The following is a 14,781-nucleotide window of genomic DNA, read 5'->3' as shown; positions in this document are numbered from 1 at the left end:
CGTTGATCCCGAAGAACGCGGCGACGAGGTCGCGGCGCCGGTGGCGACGCCAGTACACGCCGAGGGTGAGGACGGTGACCGCGACGAGGTCGAGGCCGTAGAGGGCGAGCGAGGTCATGGGGTGCTCCTGAGGGTGGTCCCGCCCGGAGGTGCCGGGCGTCGTGGGGACCACCCTCCGCAGACGACCTGTGCGAGGGCTATGACGGGACTGAGGTGGGGCGATGCTCCGGGTGCCGGGTGCCGGGTGCCGGGTGCCGGGTGCCGGGTGCCGGGTGCCGTCGGGAGGCGTGGGTTTCGAGCGCCCGGCGGGGGCAGGAGCTGGGCCGGGCGACGGGAATCGGGAACGCGGGGCCGGGCCAAGCGGCGGGACCAGGAACGCGGGGCCGGAAAAGGCGACGGGACCAGGAATGGCGGTGCGCGACGGGCGACAGGACCAGGAACGCGGGACAGGGAAAGGCGGCGGGAACCAGAAACGCGGGAGCGAGACAGGCGGCAGCCGACGAGAGACATGCCCGGACGGCGTGCCCATCCCGCCTGCCGGACCTCGATCTCCGGCCCCCAGATCCGTCGGGATCGGCCCATCGACGGCGGTCCGACCGCCGAATCGCCATCACCTCGACGGCGCGACGATCTCGATCTCGTGGCCCTGGGCGTTCTCGAGGTACACGGCGGTGTGGTCCGGTCCGCCGGCGTGCGGGAACAGGTCCGAGAACAGCTCGGTCCAGCCGTGCGCCGGAGCCTCGGCGCGCAGGTCCGCGAGCGACGCCGCGTCTCCGATGGTCAGCGCGAGGTGGTTCAGCCCCGGTCGGGTGCGCTCATGGACGTCCCCCGTGACGTCGGGCGACTGCTCGAGCACGAGGTAGCTGCCGTCGGCGTGGTGCCAGGTGCGCCCGGTCGGCCAATCGGGATCGTGGCGTGCGGTCCAGCCCAGACGCCCCAGCAGCCAGCCGAACGCAGCGGCGATCGACAGATCGTGGGTCCACAGCTCCACGTGATGGAAGGCGGGACGGGGGTGGGCGACGGGTCGCACCAGGACATCGGCACCAGCGGCATGGCCGGCTTCCGCCGGGACATCGGCGCCCGCGGCACGGTCGGCCTCCGTCAGGACATCGGCACCCGAGGTACCCCCGGATTCCGCCGACGGCCCCGGCACCTCGTCCCCGGGGACCGTCACTCCCGGGCGCTCCACCAGCGCACGGTGCGCAGGGCGCGGCCCACCGTCAGCGGGACGGCGTCGGGGCGGCGCACGGGGGCGTCGATGGAGGACAGGGCGGTGCGGGAGCGGGACGACGTCGCGACCGGGCGGGCCGGCGTGCCCGGGGAGGCTGTGGAGCCGGTGCGGATCCCGGGTTCCAAGGGCATGGCGCGATCGGGGCCGACGACCCGGCCGCGCCACGGCGCCGTCGCGAAGAGCTTCTCGAAGGAGCGTGTGCCCGTCGTCGTGCGGTTCCTCGCGTCGAAGCGGCGGGAGCGCTCGCGGCAGTCGGCGCCCCAGATCGTCGCGAGCTCCGCGGGGGTCGAGCCCAGGACGCTGCTGTGGCACAGGCCCTCGTCGACCAGCAGGCGCATCGTGTAGGCGACGGCCGCCGCGAAGGTCTGGCGATAGCCGGGGATGCTGCCGCGCTCGCCGTCGAGGTGCGGGAGGTACTCGCCGATGCGCGTCGCCGCACCGGTGGCGTCACCGCTCCACGCCATCCACTGGACGATCATCCCGGCGGCGACCGGGTGATCCGGGCGGCGCATCAGCGCGGTCCACGCCTCATCGCAGACGCGCTCGGCCACGTCGTGGTGACCGGTGAGGCTGAGCGCCATGAGGGATACCGCCTGGACCGTGAAGGGGTGGTCGCTGCAGGTCGGCGCCGGGGTGCCGTCGAAGTGCGCGAGGGCGAGCTCGGCGGCCCGATGCCAGCGCGCGGCGCCCGCCAGCAGCAGGATCTCGTCGGCGGTGGAGCACCCGGGGCAGGGGGCGAGGTCGTCGGGGTACGCCTCGAGATGCAGGGCCCACTGGTAGGCGGCCTCGGCGCCGTCGCCGAGGGCCCAGGCGATCTTGACCCGCAGCGCATGTTCGGCGTGCTCGGAGAAGCCGCCGCGGATCCGGTGCTGACGATAGGTGTGCAGCAGGCGCCGGATCTCCCCGATCGACACCGAGGGGTCCAGGGCGATCTGCTGGATGCGGCGCGCGGACTCGCGCAGGCACAGCGACTGCGCCCGACGGTCCGCGAGTCCAGGATGCTCGTCGATCCAGTGCAGGCACCAGGTGAGGTTGGCGATCCGCATCTCGGTGGGGCGGTGATGCGCCGCGGAGACCCAGATCCAATGGATCCGAGCATCGAACTCGAGGCGATCGTCCGCGGTCGACGTGGCGTGGAGGATCACGGCCTCGAGCTCTTCGAGGTCTGCGAGCTCACGCCCGCCGTCGCGAGTCAGGCCCGCCAAGCGGGTGCGGAGCGCAACGTCGGCGCTGGATTCCATCTGAGAACCTTCGGGAACGAGTGGCACATGGTCGGAGGGTGAACTGGGGAAGCGCGACCCACGGTGTCCCGGCATGATCCACGCCTCGCAGAGCGCTCATCAGGAGAACAGATCGACTCCTGTGTGAGGATCCTTGCGACGATAGAGCATCGGGATGCATCGATCGCGGGCCGGGCGTAAAAGTATGCCGGTTGTCCACGAGTTGTGCACGTCCGAGCGGAAGGTCGTGGCAGGCCAGGGTCCCATCGGCGGTCGTTGTGGGGGGGTTCGTAAGGGTTCCTGCGCATTTCGGCCCGATGGTCGTTCCTCCCGACCGAACAGGTGGTCGGGCGCGCCCACAGATGCTGCACAGCCGCAGCGGGGGCCGCGGCACACGGTCGGCCCCGAGGCTCCCGGCATGGACACCTCGACGCCGCCCTCTGCGACCTCCGGATCCGGCACGGACGGCGGCCCGCGACGCGGATCGGCATCGGCCGATGACGCATCGCGGGCAGCGTCTCCGGACCCTGCCCCCGCCGATGGCACCTCGCTCGTCGTCTCCTCGGAGCCGGTTGCGCCCGATGGCGGGGCGGCCGCGGCACCCACCCCGCGCCACCTCACCCGCCGCGTGCTGCTCGGCAGCGGCGCCGGCGCGCTGGCTCTCGTGGGCGGCACGGGTGTCTGGGCCTACGACCGCTATGTGCGGGACAAGGTCGAGGTGAGCGACGTCGCCGCCGCCGAGGACTCCGCGGGTGTCACGGCCGTCGAGTCCACCGGCGGCGCGTACACCGGGACCGGCTACAGCTCCTCCACCACCACGCTCACCCTCACCTCGACCGCGACGGGATCCGGCTCCGAGGCGCTGGCCTGGTACGCGGCGGACGTGCAGGTCACCGATGCGACCGTGATCCGCTCGGCCTTCGCCCAGGACGAGTTCGGGCAGTCCATCACCGAGAACCCCTCGGAGATCGCCGCCGCCCACGGCGCCGTGCTCGCGATCAACGGGGACTACTACGGGTTCCGGGACACCGGTATCGAGATCCGCAACGGCGTCGCCTACCGCGACGCGCCTACCCGCACGGGCCTCGCGATGTATCGCGACGGGTGCGTCGAGCTGTACGACGAGACCGCGACCGATGCGGCCACCCTCGTGGACCAGGGCGTGTGGACCACCCTGAGCTTCGGGCCCGCCGTGCTCGTGGACGGGGCCGTCCCCGACGGCATCGAGGACGTCGAGGTGGACACGAACGTCGGCAACCATTCGATCCAGGGCGAGCAGCCGCGCACCGCGATCGGGGTGCGGGGCGACAACCACGTGGTGCTGCTCGTGGTCGACGGCCGCTCCGAGGGCTACTCGCGCGGTGCGACGCTCCCGGAGCTGGGCCAGATCCTCGCCGACCTCGGGTGCACGATCGGCTACAACCTCGACGGCGGCGGCTCCTCGGTCATGATCTTCGACGGCGAGCTGTTCTCCAACCCCCTGGGCGCGGGCCGCGAGCGCGCGACCTCCGACATCCTGTACGTGGCCGGGTGATCGCCGTGACCAGGAACGACGGGGTGAGGCGCGGAGGCGCGGGCGCCGGCGGTCGGGTGGCCGACGGGGCTCGCCCGGTCGGGTCGGCGGCGGGGAACCTGCCGAAGGGGACGACGGCTGCGGCACGACGGATCGGGCCGACGGCCGGGCACGGAGGGGCTGGTCCGATGGCCGGGCACGGAGGGGCTGGTCCGATGGCCGGGTCAGGACGAGCTGAGCCGATGGCCACGACCCGACGGATCAGGTCCCGATCGGTGCAGCCGATCGCCGCGGGCCCATCGGCCGAGACAGGACCGGCCCATGTCAAGGCGGCTCCCGGAGCCGTCGTCGTCATCCCGGCCCTGAGGCCGGGCCCGGTGCTGGTCACCCTCGTCGACCGGCTCGAGCGCGAGGGCATCGCCGTGGTCGTCGTCGACGACGGCTCGGGGGAGTCCTGGAGGACGACCTTCGACCGGTGCGCGCTCGCGGGCGCCCACGTCGAGCACCTGCCCGCGAACCACGGCAAGGGATATGCGCTGCGCACGGCGTTCGCGCTGGCCGGGCGCCTGTTCCCGGGCGCAGGGGTGGTCACCGCCGATGCCGACGGGCAGCACACCGTCGAGGACATCCTCGGCGTGCGGGCCCAGCTCGAGGCCGACGCCTCCCGCTGCGGACCGCTCGTCCTGGGCGTCCGCAGCTTCGGGGACGAGGTGCCTCTGCGCAGCCGGCTCGGCAACGCGGCGAGCGCCCTGGCCTTCCGCCTCGCGGCAGGCGTCCCGCTCGCCGACACCCAGACCGGCCTGCGCGGCATCCCCGCCGCGCACCTGGCCTGGGCCGGCACCCTGCCCGGCGACCGGTATGAGTACGAGTACACGATGCTCGTGCGCGCCGCGCGCGACGGCATCGGCCTGGTGCAGCGCCCCATCGCCACGGTCTACGAGGACGGCAACGCCACCAGCCACTTCCGGCCCGTGCGGGACTCGCTGCGGGTGCTCGCGCCCATCGGAGCGTTCGCGGCGTCGGGCCTGGCGGCGTTCGCACTGGACACGAGCCTGTTCTGGCTGCTCAGTGCGATGGGCGGCCCGGTCTGGACGGCGCTGGCGGGGGCGCGCCTGGTGAGCTCCTCGCTGAACTTCTCGATCAACCGGTGGTGGGTGTTCCGCGGCGGTCGTCGCGTGCCGCTCGGCGCCGCCGTCGGCGGGTACGGGGTGCTCGCCGCCGCCGTGCTCGCGGGCGGGATCGGCCTGGTGCAGCTGCTGAGCGTGCTGGGGGTGCCGCTGCTCGCTGCCAAGGTCTCGGCGGACCTGGTGCTCTTCGCGCTGAGCTATGCCGTGCAGCGCCTGGTCGTGTTCGCGGGGCCCGGGCGGAGGCCCGATCCGGTGTCGGTGAAGGCCGGTGTCGAGCCGGAGGCGGTGGGGTCGGTCCGGTGACGTTGCGTGACGGATCCCGCCGCAATCGTGTGACCTGCGCCGATGCCCGACCGGCACTGAGTGGTGACCAGGTTGTGGGACGCACGTAACTGCATGCGAGACGACCCGGTCGTACCATGGCCGAGCCATGTGCCGACTCTTCGCCCTTGCCGCAGACCATCCCGTCACCGCCCGCTTCTGGCTGCTCGACGCCCCCTACAGCCTGCGCGAGCAGTCCCACCACAACGCCGACGGCACCGGGGTGGGGTGGATCGACGAGTCCGGCACCGCATCGGTCGCCAAGCGCCCCATCGCCGCCTTCGAGTCCGAGCGGTTCGAGCACGTGGCCACCTCGCTGACCGCGCGGACGATGCTCGCCCACATCCGGCTGTCCTCCGGCACCTGCAACGCCCGCGAGAACACCCACCCCTTCCTCATGCACGGGATCGTCGCGGCGCACAACGGCGTCCTCCAGGTCACCGAGGCGCTGCGCGAGCGGGTGCGCGCGCTGGGCACCGCGGAGCTCATCGACGGCGACACCGACAGCGAATGGCTCATCGCCCTGATCGCCGGTGAGGTCGCACGCCTCGAGCGTGACGGCGCCGCACGGGACCGGGCGCTGCACGACGGGATCGTCGCGGCCCTGGACCGGGTGGCCCGCACCGTGCCCGTCTATTCCGCGAACCTCGTGCTCGCGCGTGACAACCACCTGTACGCGGTGCGCCTGCCTGCGACCAACGAGCTGTGGGTGCTGGACCGCCCCGCCGGTGACGGCGCCGACCAGGCCCTCGACCAGCGGTCCGACCGGATGCAGGCCACCAGCGACGACCTCCGCGACGTCCACTCGGTGGTCATCGCGAGCGAACCCATGGACGACGGCCCCGACTGGCGCCTCCTCGCCGACGGCGAGCTGGTGCACGTCGACCCCGACGGCCTGGTCACCACCGAGACCCCCTTCCCGGAGCTCGCCCACCCGCTGACCATCGAGGACCTCGGCCTCTCCGCCGCCGCCTCACAGGCCCACGACGCCCAGATCCGCGAACGCCGGGAGCGCCGCCGCGCGGTCGCCGAGGCTGCGGGCACGGCGGAAGGCGCGCTGGTCGGAGCCGTTCCGGCGGAGGCCGCCCCGGGCGATGCTCGGGAGCGTCGCGCCGCCTGACCTGGGGACATGGGGTCCGGGGAGGTACCGGGCCGAGTGGTCGTTCGAACGGACCTGCTGGCCCGGGTGCGATGGGCGACCGGGCACGGTGGGCTGGGTCGCGTGCAACAACCTGACTCAGGGCGACCAAGGGGTCCGATCTCGGAGGGCTCGGGCGCTGGGAGTCAGGTTGTTGCACACCAAGCCTGGTGCCGACGCACGGAGGGCACACACGGAGGCACGTCCAGGCCCGCGGATCCTCGCCGTGAGCCCGTTGCGCCCGGCACGGAGGGCACGTCCAGGCCCGCGGGCGCGGCACGACCGGCCACCGGGAGTCCGCCCCCGCCCGCCCCACGACTGCACCTCTAGACTGACCCGGTCATGAGCGAGCGCACCGAGTCCAGCCCCCCGGCCCCCGACAGCCCGGCCCCCGACAACCAGGCTCCTGGCAGCTCGGCCCGCGTCAGCCCGGCCCCCGACACCCCGGCCGCCCACGTCCAGGCCCCCGGCACTCCGTACCACCGGCTCGCCACCCTGCGCCCGGAGTGGGCACGCCCCTGGCGTCCGGTGCTGACGGTGTTCGTGGCGCTCGTCGCGTACACGGTGTTCGCCTCGTTGCTGCTGGTGGGCAGCGTGACCGTCCTCAGCCTCCTCCCCGGCACCGACCCGGACCTCGGCAAGAACCTCGGCGACCCCACGAGCCCGCTGGACGTGTTCTTCCAGCTGGCCTTCGCGATCCTCGCCCTCCCGGCCGCGCTCCTGGGCGTGCGGATCGGGGGCTGGCGCCCCACCGAGCTGCTGTGGTCGGTCGCGGCCCGCTTCCGGTGGGACCTGCTGAGGGTGCGCGGACCGGTGACCATCCTCGTCCTCGCCGTCGTGGCCGCCGTGCCCCTCCTGACCGGAGACCTGCGACCCGTCGCCGACGTCCCCGCTGGGCAGCTGGTGGCGGTCGTCGCGCTGATCCTCGTTCTCGCGCCACTGCAGGCGGTGGGGGAGGAGCTGGCGTTCCGGGGCCTCGGACAGCAGGCCATCGGCACCTGGCTCCGGTCCCCCGTGTGGGCGATCCTGATCCCGGTGCCGCTGGCGCTGATCGGCCGCGGCTATTCCGGCGAGGCGCTGCTGAACGCCGCCGTGCTGGGCTTGTGCGCGGGCTTCCTCGCGTGGAAGACCGGTGGCCTCGAGCTGCCGATCCTGCTGCACCTGGCCGTGGAGGGCACCACCTCGATCGCCGCGGCGTTCGGCGGCCCGGTGAACCCCGAGGGGCCTATCTCGCTGATCGCGGTCCTCGGCGTGACCGTGGCGCTCGCCCGGGAGACGGAGATCCGGGAGCGCGTGGGGAAGCTGCGAGGCATCGAGCGCCCCGCCGGGGAAGGACCACCCCGCGCCGCGCGCTTCTGAGCTGCGCAGGTCCCGGACTCCAGGCGCCCCGGGCGTCACACAGCCCCGAGCGTCACACAGTCCCGGACGTCACACCGCCCCGCTGCGCCTCCCGTGCAGCCACGGGTCGGCGGCCGTGCTCGCGACGTGGGGCGGCATCACCACCACCGGGCAGTGGGCCTGGTAGATGAGGCTGCGGGCGAACACCGGGTCGGTGCTGAACTCGCGGGCGCGCGGGGCGTCGACCACCAGCAGGGCGGCGCCGCGCGAGGCCTCGACGAGGACGCGGCGCCGGCCGCCGCGGACCACGCGCAGCTCGACACCGCCGGCGTCGTCCCCGAGGGCGTCGTGGACGTCCTCCTCGAGGGCCGACAGGGCCGCGTCGCGCATGACCTCGTCGTTGCCCGCGACCAGCGAGGGCGTGGGGCGCACGGTGCCCGCGGCGCTCGAGGACGGCTTGTAGGCGCGGATCGCGACCAGGCACAGGTTGCGCAGCCGCGCCGAGTCCAGCGCCCACCGCAGTGCCATCGGCGAGCCGGAGCTGTGGCTCACGCCCACGAGCACGAAGCCGTCGGCCGACCGGTGGGTGCCGGGACGGCCACCCGACGGCGCATCCGCCCCTGCCGCTGCGCAGTCCTCACTCCCGCGGTCGCCGCTGTGGGCGGCCTCGGAGGCCGACCCGTCCGCGGCAGCAGCGAGGTTCGCGCCCGCCGGGCTCCCGGCGTCGACGCCGCCTGGCGCCGCACCGCCTCCGCCCGGATCGTCCGCATCCCGTCCCATGTGTGCGCTCATGACGCCGCCTCCTGCTTCTGGTCGGTCCGGCTGAGGGGATCGGCCACGTCCTCGAGACCTTTGCCCTCGGCGTCGATGCCGATCACCAGGGCCACGATGCCGCCGAGCAGCATGATCGCGCTGCCCGCGAGGTAGCCGATGGTCAGCGGCACCCGCGAGGAGGCGTTGCCGATGAGGAGTCCGTAGATGAGCGGGGCGACGGCCCCGCAGATCTGGGCGATCGAGAAGAAGTAGCTGATGGCCTGGCCGCGCACCTCGAGCGGGAAGATCTCCGAGACGGTCAGGTAGGCCGAGGACGCCCCCGCGCTCGCGAAGAAGAAGGCGACGCACCAGAAGATCGTGTGGGTCAGCGGCGACAGCAGGTCGGCCTGGAACAGGAACGCGGAGACGGTCAGGACCACGGCGGCGACCGCATAGGTCCCGAAGATCATGCGTCGCCGGCCGATGGTGTCGAAGAATCTGCCCAGCAGCAGCGGGCCGAGCAGGTTCCCGATCGCGAAGGGGATCATGTACAGCCCGACCGAGGACTTCGCGACGCCGTAGAAGTCCTCGAGCACGATCGCGTAGGTGAAGAAGATGGCGTTGTACAGGAACGACTGCGTGACCATGAGGGTCACGCCGAGGGCCGTGCGCTGCGGGTAGACCTTGAAGAAGACGTGCGCGACGGTGCGCAGCGGCTGCTTCTCCTCGGGCGCGACGGTGATCGCCCGGGAGCTCGGCACCTCGCGCAGGGTGTGCCCGGTCGAGCGGACGTTCTCCTCGATCCCATCGATGATCTTCTCGGCGTCCTCGCCGTGGCCGTGCGTGAGCATCCAGCGGGGCGACTCGGGGATGTGGCGGCGGATCAGGATCAGTGCGAGGCCCAGCACCGGGCCGATGAAGAAGCCGATGCGCCAGCCCCAATGGTCGTTGACCAGGTCCGGGTCCAGCAGGAAGATCGTGGCGACGGCGCCGAGGGTGACGCCTGCCCAGTAGGTGCCGTTGACAGCGAGGTCCACGCGGCCGCGGTAGCGGGCGGGGATCAGCTCGTCGATGGCGGAGTTGATCGCGCTGTACTCGCCGCCGATCCCGGCGCCAGCGACGAAGCGGCAGAGGAGGAAGAACCACATCGAGAACGACAGGCCGGCCAGCGCCGAGCCGATGAGGTAGACGGCCAGCGTCACCACGAACAGCTTCTTGCGGCCGATCCGGTCGGTGAGGCGGCCGAAGAACAGCGAGCCGAGGACCTGGCCGATGAGGTAGACCGTGGCCGACAGCGTGATCTCGGCGGTGTCCATGCCGAGGTCCTGGGCGTAGCCGTTGGCGGCGACGATCTGCACCTCGAGGCCGTCGAGGATCCACGCGGCGCCGAGTCCCACGATCACCATTGTGTGGAACCGCGCCCACGGCAGACGGTCCATGCGGGCCGGGATGAGGCTCGTGGTGGCGCGGGGATTCGCCGCGGAGGGCGGGGCTGAGCTGGTCATGCGGGCGATCCGCTCCGATCGGGGCATCGGGTCGGCGCGCGGGGCTCGGCTTCGGGCACGGGCGTGTCGGCCGGCGGCTGGGACACGTGCGCCGGTGACGCTACTCCTCGACGGGTCGTCGTGGTCCATCTCGACCAGATGGTCCGGAGGGGGCCGAGGGTCTCCCGACGGCCATCACGGCATCGGCCGGGCCGCGACCCGGCTCAGCTCCGGATTGCGTCGATCACCTTGATGCGGGTCGCGATGAGCGCCGGCAGCGCCCCGGCCAGGACGCCCACGACGATCGCCGCCACGAGCCCCACGACCGCCGCCGTGACCGGGAAGGGCGGCACCTGCACGAGCCCCAGCGACAGGAAGAAGTTCGTCACGAACGGGGCCTTGACCAGTGCGATCGCCCCGCCGATGCCGATGGCCCCCGCCACCACGGTCGCGACCACGGACTCCATGAGCACGCCGAAGAAGATCCGCAGCCCGGTCGCCCCGTAGGAGCGGCGAATCCCGATCTCGCGCACCCGGTACCGGATGGTCACCAGCGCGATGTTCACGAGCCCCAGGGCGCCCAGCAGCAGGATCACGACGGCCACGCCGATGATCCCGTAGGCGAGGTACTTGAAGTCGTCGATCTGCATGCTGGAGACCCCGACGGTGTAGTCGCTCCCGAACCGCTCGGTGAGCGCCGACATCACGGCATCGGCCTGATCGGGCTGGACCCACACGAGGTACTGGGCGGACGTGCCGTCCTGGCCGGGGACGCTGCCGGCGGGGAACTGGTCCAGGGCCTGGGTGGGCGCGTAGATCGTGGGCGGGTTCGAGTCCGAGGACGGGACGACGCCGATGACGACGGCGCTCGCGGCGACCCCGCCGTCGCCCACCACCTCGATCGCCTCGGAGCCGAGGTCGGGGGAGCCGAGCTCGGCGTAGATCGTCTCGTCGACCACGATCGCGGGGGCCAGCCGGTCCTGGTCGGAGTCGGCGAACCAGCGGCCGGCCACGGGGACGACGCGGTACATGTCGCCGTACGCGGGGTCGACGGCCACCATCCGCCGGTCCACCACGCCGCTGCCCGTCTGGATGTGGAGGGTCGTGTCCCGCATGCGGGTGCGCTCGGTCAGGCCCAGGGCGTCGAAGGTCTCGAGCACGTCGGAGTCCTGCGTCGGGACGTCGGTCTCGGTCGAGGTGGGCCAGACGTTGAGGATGGTGGGGCGTCCGCCGTACTTCTCGATGGACTGGGTCAGCGCGGCGCTCATCATCCCGCCGCCTCCGAGCACGGCGGTCAGCGCGAATACGGAGAAGGCGACGCCGATCAGCGAGAGCATGATGCGGCCCTTGTTGACCCGCAGCTCCCCGAAGGCCTCGACGAGGGAGGCGAGGATCCCGGTCACGACGCGGACGCCTCGGCCACGGCACCGCGCGCGGTGCGGATCCCGGCGGTGCCCGCGAGGGCGTCCCGGGCGGAGTCCGAGGCGACGTCGTGCAGCACGCCGTCGTCCAGCAGGAAGGAGCGCCCGGACATCGCGGCGACCTGGAGGTCGTGCGTGATGGTCACGAGCGCCGCACCGGAATCGCGGGCGATCTCGTCGAGCAGCCCCATCACGGCCTCCCCGGTGGTGACGTCGAGGGCGCCGGTGGGCTCGTCGGCCAGGATCAGCCGGGGCCTGCGCACGAGGGCCCGGGCGACGGCGACCCGCTGCTGCTCTCCGCCGGAGAGCCGGTTGGGCTTCTGGTGGGCCCGATCGGCCAGGCCCACGCGATCGAGCATCTCCAGGGCGGTGCGCTCGCGGCGCCAGAACTGCCGGGCGGTGCCGTAGAGCATGGGCATCATGACGTTCTCCAGCGCCGTGCGGCCGTCGAGGAGGTTGAACTGCTGGAACACGAAGCCGATCGAGGCGCCGCGCAGGCGAGCCCGGCGGCGGTCCGAGAGCCGTGCGACCTCGACGCCGTCGAAGGCGAGCACGCCGGTGCTCTGGCGGTCGATGAGACCCAGCAGGTTCAGCAGGGTGGTCTTGCCGGAGCCGGAGCGGCCGACGACCGAGACGTGCTCGCCGCCGCGGACCGTGAGGTCCACGCCGCGCAGGATGTCGAGGGTGCGCCCGCCGGGCAGGCGGACGCTGCGGGTCAGGCCCTGCAGGTGCAGCAGCGGGAGTGCCGAGTCGTCGGGCACGGGCGGCAGGGGGCCGGTGGAGGGTTCGGGGGATCCCTCCGGTGCGCCCGGTCGGTCGGTCACCAGGTCACCCCCTGATCGTCCGGGTTGTCGACGCCGGGCACGAACTGCAGGATCTCCTCGTTCTCCTCGAGGCCGCCGGTGACCTCGACGACCTTGTCGCCGCGCTTGCCCAGCGTGACCTCCTGGGCGGTGGGCTCCCCGGTGGAGGGATCCAGGACGTAGACGTTGCCTGTGGTGTCCTCGCCCTCGACGGCGGTGGTGGGGACGGTCAGCACGCCCTGCGCCGAGCCGAGGTCCACCACCACGTCGACCTCGAGGCCGGGGACGATGCGGGTGCCGGCGGGCACGGGGCACCGCAGCGACGCCTGCGAGGAGGCCGTCGTGACGGGCATGCCCGTCGCGGGGTCGATCTCCGGGGTGGCGGGGGTGGCCGGGGTCTCGTCCGAGGGATCCTTCTCGTCGATCCGGGGCGCCTGGCACGGGATGGGATCGGTGCTGCTGGGCAGGTCGGCGCTCGCCGTGAGCGGCTGGTCGAGCAGCTGCAGCTGCTGCTCGGGGGTCAGGGGCGCCGTGATCGCGTAGGTGCCCGGGGACAGCGTCGCGACGGGGTCGCCGATCGACAGCACCTGTCCCTTGAGGGCGTCGAGCCCTTCGATGCGGCCGTCGCTCGGGGCCTTGAGCGTCAGGTACCTGTACTGCGGGCCGGTGGCGGCGGGCTCGGCGGCGGGATCCGTGGCCGCACCCGCGGCGGGAGCCGCCGCGGCCTCGGGCTGGATCTCGACCTTGACCTGCAGGATCCTGTCGCCCTGGAGCACGTTGTCGCCGTTCTTCACCCAGATCTTGACGATCTCCCCGGCATCGGCGGCACGCACGGCCGTCCCCTCGTCGGGCTCGACGGTCGCGGAGAGCTCGAGTGTCGACGTGATGTCGCCGCGGGTCACGGGGACGAGGGCGTAGGTGTCGACGTCGGCGATGGGGGCCTGGACATCGGGTCCCTCGGCCGCGGCGTCGCCGCCGAAGAACGCCAGCTTCACGAGCGCGACGGCGATCAGCGCCAGCACGATCATCCAGATGATCGGGAACACGTACCGCCGGACCGCTTCCATGGGACCCCCTCGCACACCGACCTCGGACGCCCTCGGTCCGGGGTGGGCGCCCGCAGGCGCATCGATCAGCGTACGGAGCGTGACCCGCGCCACGGGTGGACGCCGTCCCTGAGTGTTCCCTGATTCCAGGATGCGGGATCCCGGGGAGCCCCGAGCGGTCTCGGTGGCAGGGGGCTCCCGAGGGCCTGCGCGGCGGTCGTGCGATGCCCGATGGCCCTTCGTCCGTCGGGGGTCCCTCGTACCCTCGCTCCATGAGCGCCATCGCCGATCAGCCCGTGCCGACCCCCGAGGACCGCGCGATCCTCCTCCCGCTGCGCCAGCGGATCCTCGAGCGCCACCTCGGTGTGCGCGCCGTGCACCTGCACCGGCGCGGTCGACCCGACGTCGAGCACCGCGCCGTCGAGGACACCGCGGAGAACCTCTACTCCGTGTCCAAGACGGTGACGGTCCTCGCCGTGGGCCTGGCCCGCACAGAGGGGCATCTCGATGTCGAGGACCGCCTCGTGGACCACCTGCCGGCCCCGGCGGGCGGCTACGGCCGGGGTGTCGAGGAGATCCGCCTGCGGCACCTGCTGACCATGACGTCCGGCAGTCCCGTCACGGGCTTCGCGGACGACGAGCGCCTGGATCCCGACCTCACCGCCCGAATCCTGAGGACGGACCTGGTCCGTGCACCGGGGGCGGCGTTCGAGTACTCCAACGCCTCGACCTACCTGCTGGCGCGCGTGGTCGCCGAGCGCACGAGCCTCGAGGTGCGCGACTACCTCATGCCGCGGCTGTTCGAGCCCCTCGGGATCCTCAATCCCCAGTGGTTCACGTGCCGCGCCGGGCACACCTGGGGCGCGACCGGCCTGTTCCTGCGCACGAGCGAGCTCGCCCGGATCGGTCGGGTGCTCCTGGACGACGGCCGCTGGGAGGGCCGCGAGCTGATCCCCGCGGAGTGGATCGACCGCCTGCATGCGGCCGGGACCTGGGTGCCCACCGCCCGGGTCGACGAGCCGGAGGCCGAGCGGTACGGCTTCCAGGTCTGGGACTGCTCGCCCGAGGGAGCGTGGAGGGCCGACGGCGCCTTCGGGCAGTTCGTCCTCGTGCTGCCCCGCCAGGAGGCCGTCGTGACCATCACCGCGCACCACGAGAGCCCCACCGACCAGATCCTCGCCGCGGTGTGGGCGGAGCTGCTGCCCGCGCTCGACGCCGGGACCGCCCGGTAGGCGGCATCGGACCCGCGCTCGACGCCGGGACCGCCCGGTAGGCGGCATCGGACCCGCGCTCGACACCGGGACCGCCCGGTCGTCGAGACCCGCGCCCGACACCGGGGAGGCCCTGCCGGCGGCCCTGTCGAGAGATGCTCGAAGTTCCCACCCA

12 protein-coding genes are annotated in these 14,781 nt (G+C 72.8%); 5 read left to right on the top strand and 7 right to left on the bottom strand.

Going from position 1 to position 14,781, the window contains the following annotated elements:
• Nucleotides 1-610 precede the first annotated feature (610 nt).
• Nucleotides 611-1,189, bottom strand: a complete 579-nt coding sequence (locus ACT3TZ_RS02850) for a VOC family protein (RefSeq protein ID WP_444581883.1) — start codon at nucleotides 1,187-1,189, stop codon at nucleotides 611-613.
• A complete protein-coding gene (locus tag ACT3TZ_RS02845; protein WP_444581882.1) occupies nucleotides 1,171-2,472 on the bottom strand; it encodes a hypothetical protein in 1,302 nt (433 codons plus the stop codon). The genes ACT3TZ_RS02850 and ACT3TZ_RS02845 overlap by 19 nt, the downstream gene beginning before the upstream one ends.
• Nucleotides 2,473-2,869: 397 nt before the next feature.
• Here ACT3TZ_RS02845 and ACT3TZ_RS02840 point away from each other — a divergent pair, with 397 nt between their 5' ends.
• From ACT3TZ_RS02840 to ACT3TZ_RS02825, 4 genes are all read left to right on the top strand, one after another.
• On the top strand, nucleotides 2,870-3,985 hold the full coding sequence (locus ACT3TZ_RS02840) for a phosphodiester glycosidase family protein (protein WP_444581881.1): 1,116 nt from the start codon (nucleotides 2,870-2,872) through the stop codon (nucleotides 3,983-3,985).
• Nucleotides 3,986-4,206: 221 nt separating this feature from the next.
• Nucleotides 4,207-5,394 carry a GtrA family protein gene (locus ACT3TZ_RS02835; protein ID WP_444581880.1) on the top strand — a complete coding sequence of 396 codons (1,188 nt, stop codon included), beginning with the start codon at nucleotides 4,207-4,209 and terminating at the stop codon, nucleotides 5,392-5,394.
• A 127-nt stretch (nucleotides 5,395-5,521) separates the two neighbouring features.
• Complete coding sequence (locus tag ACT3TZ_RS02830) at nucleotides 5,522-6,532, top strand: class II glutamine amidotransferase (RefSeq protein ID WP_444581879.1); 1,011 nt, start codon at nucleotides 5,522-5,524, stop codon at nucleotides 6,530-6,532.
• Between the two features lie 360 nt (nucleotides 6,533-6,892).
• Nucleotides 6,893-7,909 carry a lysostaphin resistance A-like protein gene (locus ACT3TZ_RS02825; protein WP_444581878.1) on the top strand — a complete coding sequence of 339 codons (1,017 nt, stop codon included), beginning with the start codon at nucleotides 6,893-6,895 and terminating at the stop codon, nucleotides 7,907-7,909.
• 69 nt (nucleotides 7,910-7,978) lie between these two features.
• Here the strand turns inward: ACT3TZ_RS02825 and ACT3TZ_RS02820 are convergent, their stop codons facing one another.
• From ACT3TZ_RS02820 to ACT3TZ_RS02800, 5 genes are all read right to left on the bottom strand, one after another.
• A complete protein-coding gene (locus ACT3TZ_RS02820) occupies nucleotides 7,979-8,680 on the bottom strand; it encodes a universal stress protein (protein ID WP_444581877.1) in 702 nt (233 codons plus the stop codon).
• On the bottom strand, nucleotides 8,677-10,146 hold the full coding sequence (locus ACT3TZ_RS02815; RefSeq protein WP_444581876.1) for an MFS transporter: 1,470 nt from the start codon (nucleotides 10,144-10,146) through the stop codon (nucleotides 8,677-8,679). Before ACT3TZ_RS02815 ends, ACT3TZ_RS02820 begins: the two co-directional genes overlap by 4 nt.
• 203 nt (nucleotides 10,147-10,349) lie before the next feature.
• Complete coding sequence (locus ACT3TZ_RS02810) at nucleotides 10,350-11,528, bottom strand: ABC transporter permease (protein ID WP_444581875.1); 1,179 nt, start codon at nucleotides 11,526-11,528, stop codon at nucleotides 10,350-10,352.
• The gene (locus ACT3TZ_RS02805) at nucleotides 11,525-12,307 is read right to left on the bottom strand and encodes an ABC transporter ATP-binding protein (RefSeq protein ID WP_444581874.1); all 783 of its coding nucleotides are present in this window, start codon (nucleotides 12,305-12,307) and stop codon (nucleotides 11,525-11,527) included. Before ACT3TZ_RS02805 ends, ACT3TZ_RS02810 begins: the two co-directional genes overlap by 4 nt.
• 59 nt (nucleotides 12,308-12,366) lie before the next feature.
• Nucleotides 12,367-13,416, bottom strand: coding sequence for an efflux RND transporter periplasmic adaptor subunit (locus ACT3TZ_RS02800; protein ID WP_444581873.1), 1,050 nt, complete (start codon nucleotides 13,414-13,416; stop codon nucleotides 12,367-12,369).
• Nucleotides 13,417-13,667: 251 nt separating this feature from the next.
• Here ACT3TZ_RS02800 and ACT3TZ_RS02795 point away from each other — a divergent pair, with 251 nt between their 5' ends.
• Nucleotides 13,668-14,627: a serine hydrolase domain-containing protein gene (locus tag ACT3TZ_RS02795; RefSeq protein ID WP_444581872.1), complete on the top strand. Its 960-nt coding sequence runs from the start codon at nucleotides 13,668-13,670 to the stop codon at nucleotides 14,625-14,627.
• The last annotated feature ends 154 nt before the right edge of the window (nucleotides 14,628-14,781 follow it).

It is taken from the genome of Brachybacterium sp. AOP25-B2-12, from assembly GCF_052378625.1.
Taxonomy (GTDB): domain Bacteria; phylum Actinomycetota; class Actinomycetes; order Actinomycetales; family Dermabacteraceae; genus Brachybacterium.
Note: the sequence above shows the minus strand (reverse complement) of the source record. Positions and strands in the feature narration are given on the sequence as shown.

Coding starts and splice junctions, on each gene's coding strand:
- ACT3TZ_RS02835 (WP_444581880.1), top strand. CDS start 4,207: ATGGCCACGACCCGACGGATCAGGTCCCGATCGGTGCAGCCGATCGCC.
- ACT3TZ_RS02795 (WP_444581872.1), top strand. CDS start 13,668: ATGAGCGCCATCGCCGATCAGCCCGTGCCGACCCCCGAGGACCGCGCG.
- ACT3TZ_RS02845 (WP_444581882.1), bottom strand. CDS start 2,472: ATGGAATCCAGCGCCGACGTTGCGCTCCGCACCCGCTTGGCGGGCCTG.
- ACT3TZ_RS02830 (WP_444581879.1), top strand. CDS start 5,522: ATGTGCCGACTCTTCGCCCTTGCCGCAGACCATCCCGTCACCGCCCGC.
- ACT3TZ_RS02840 (WP_444581881.1), top strand. CDS start 2,870: ATGGACACCTCGACGCCGCCCTCTGCGACCTCCGGATCCGGCACGGAC.
- ACT3TZ_RS02800 (WP_444581873.1), bottom strand. CDS start 13,416: ATGGAAGCGGTCCGGCGGTACGTGTTCCCGATCATCTGGATGATCGTG.
- ACT3TZ_RS02820 (WP_444581877.1), bottom strand. CDS start 8,680: ATGAGCGCACACATGGGACGGGATGCGGACGATCCGGGCGGAGGCGGT.
- ACT3TZ_RS02815 (WP_444581876.1), bottom strand. CDS start 10,146: ATGACCAGCTCAGCCCCGCCCTCCGCGGCGAATCCCCGCGCCACCACG.
- ACT3TZ_RS02825 (WP_444581878.1), top strand. CDS start 6,893: ATGAGCGAGCGCACCGAGTCCAGCCCCCCGGCCCCCGACAGCCCGGCC.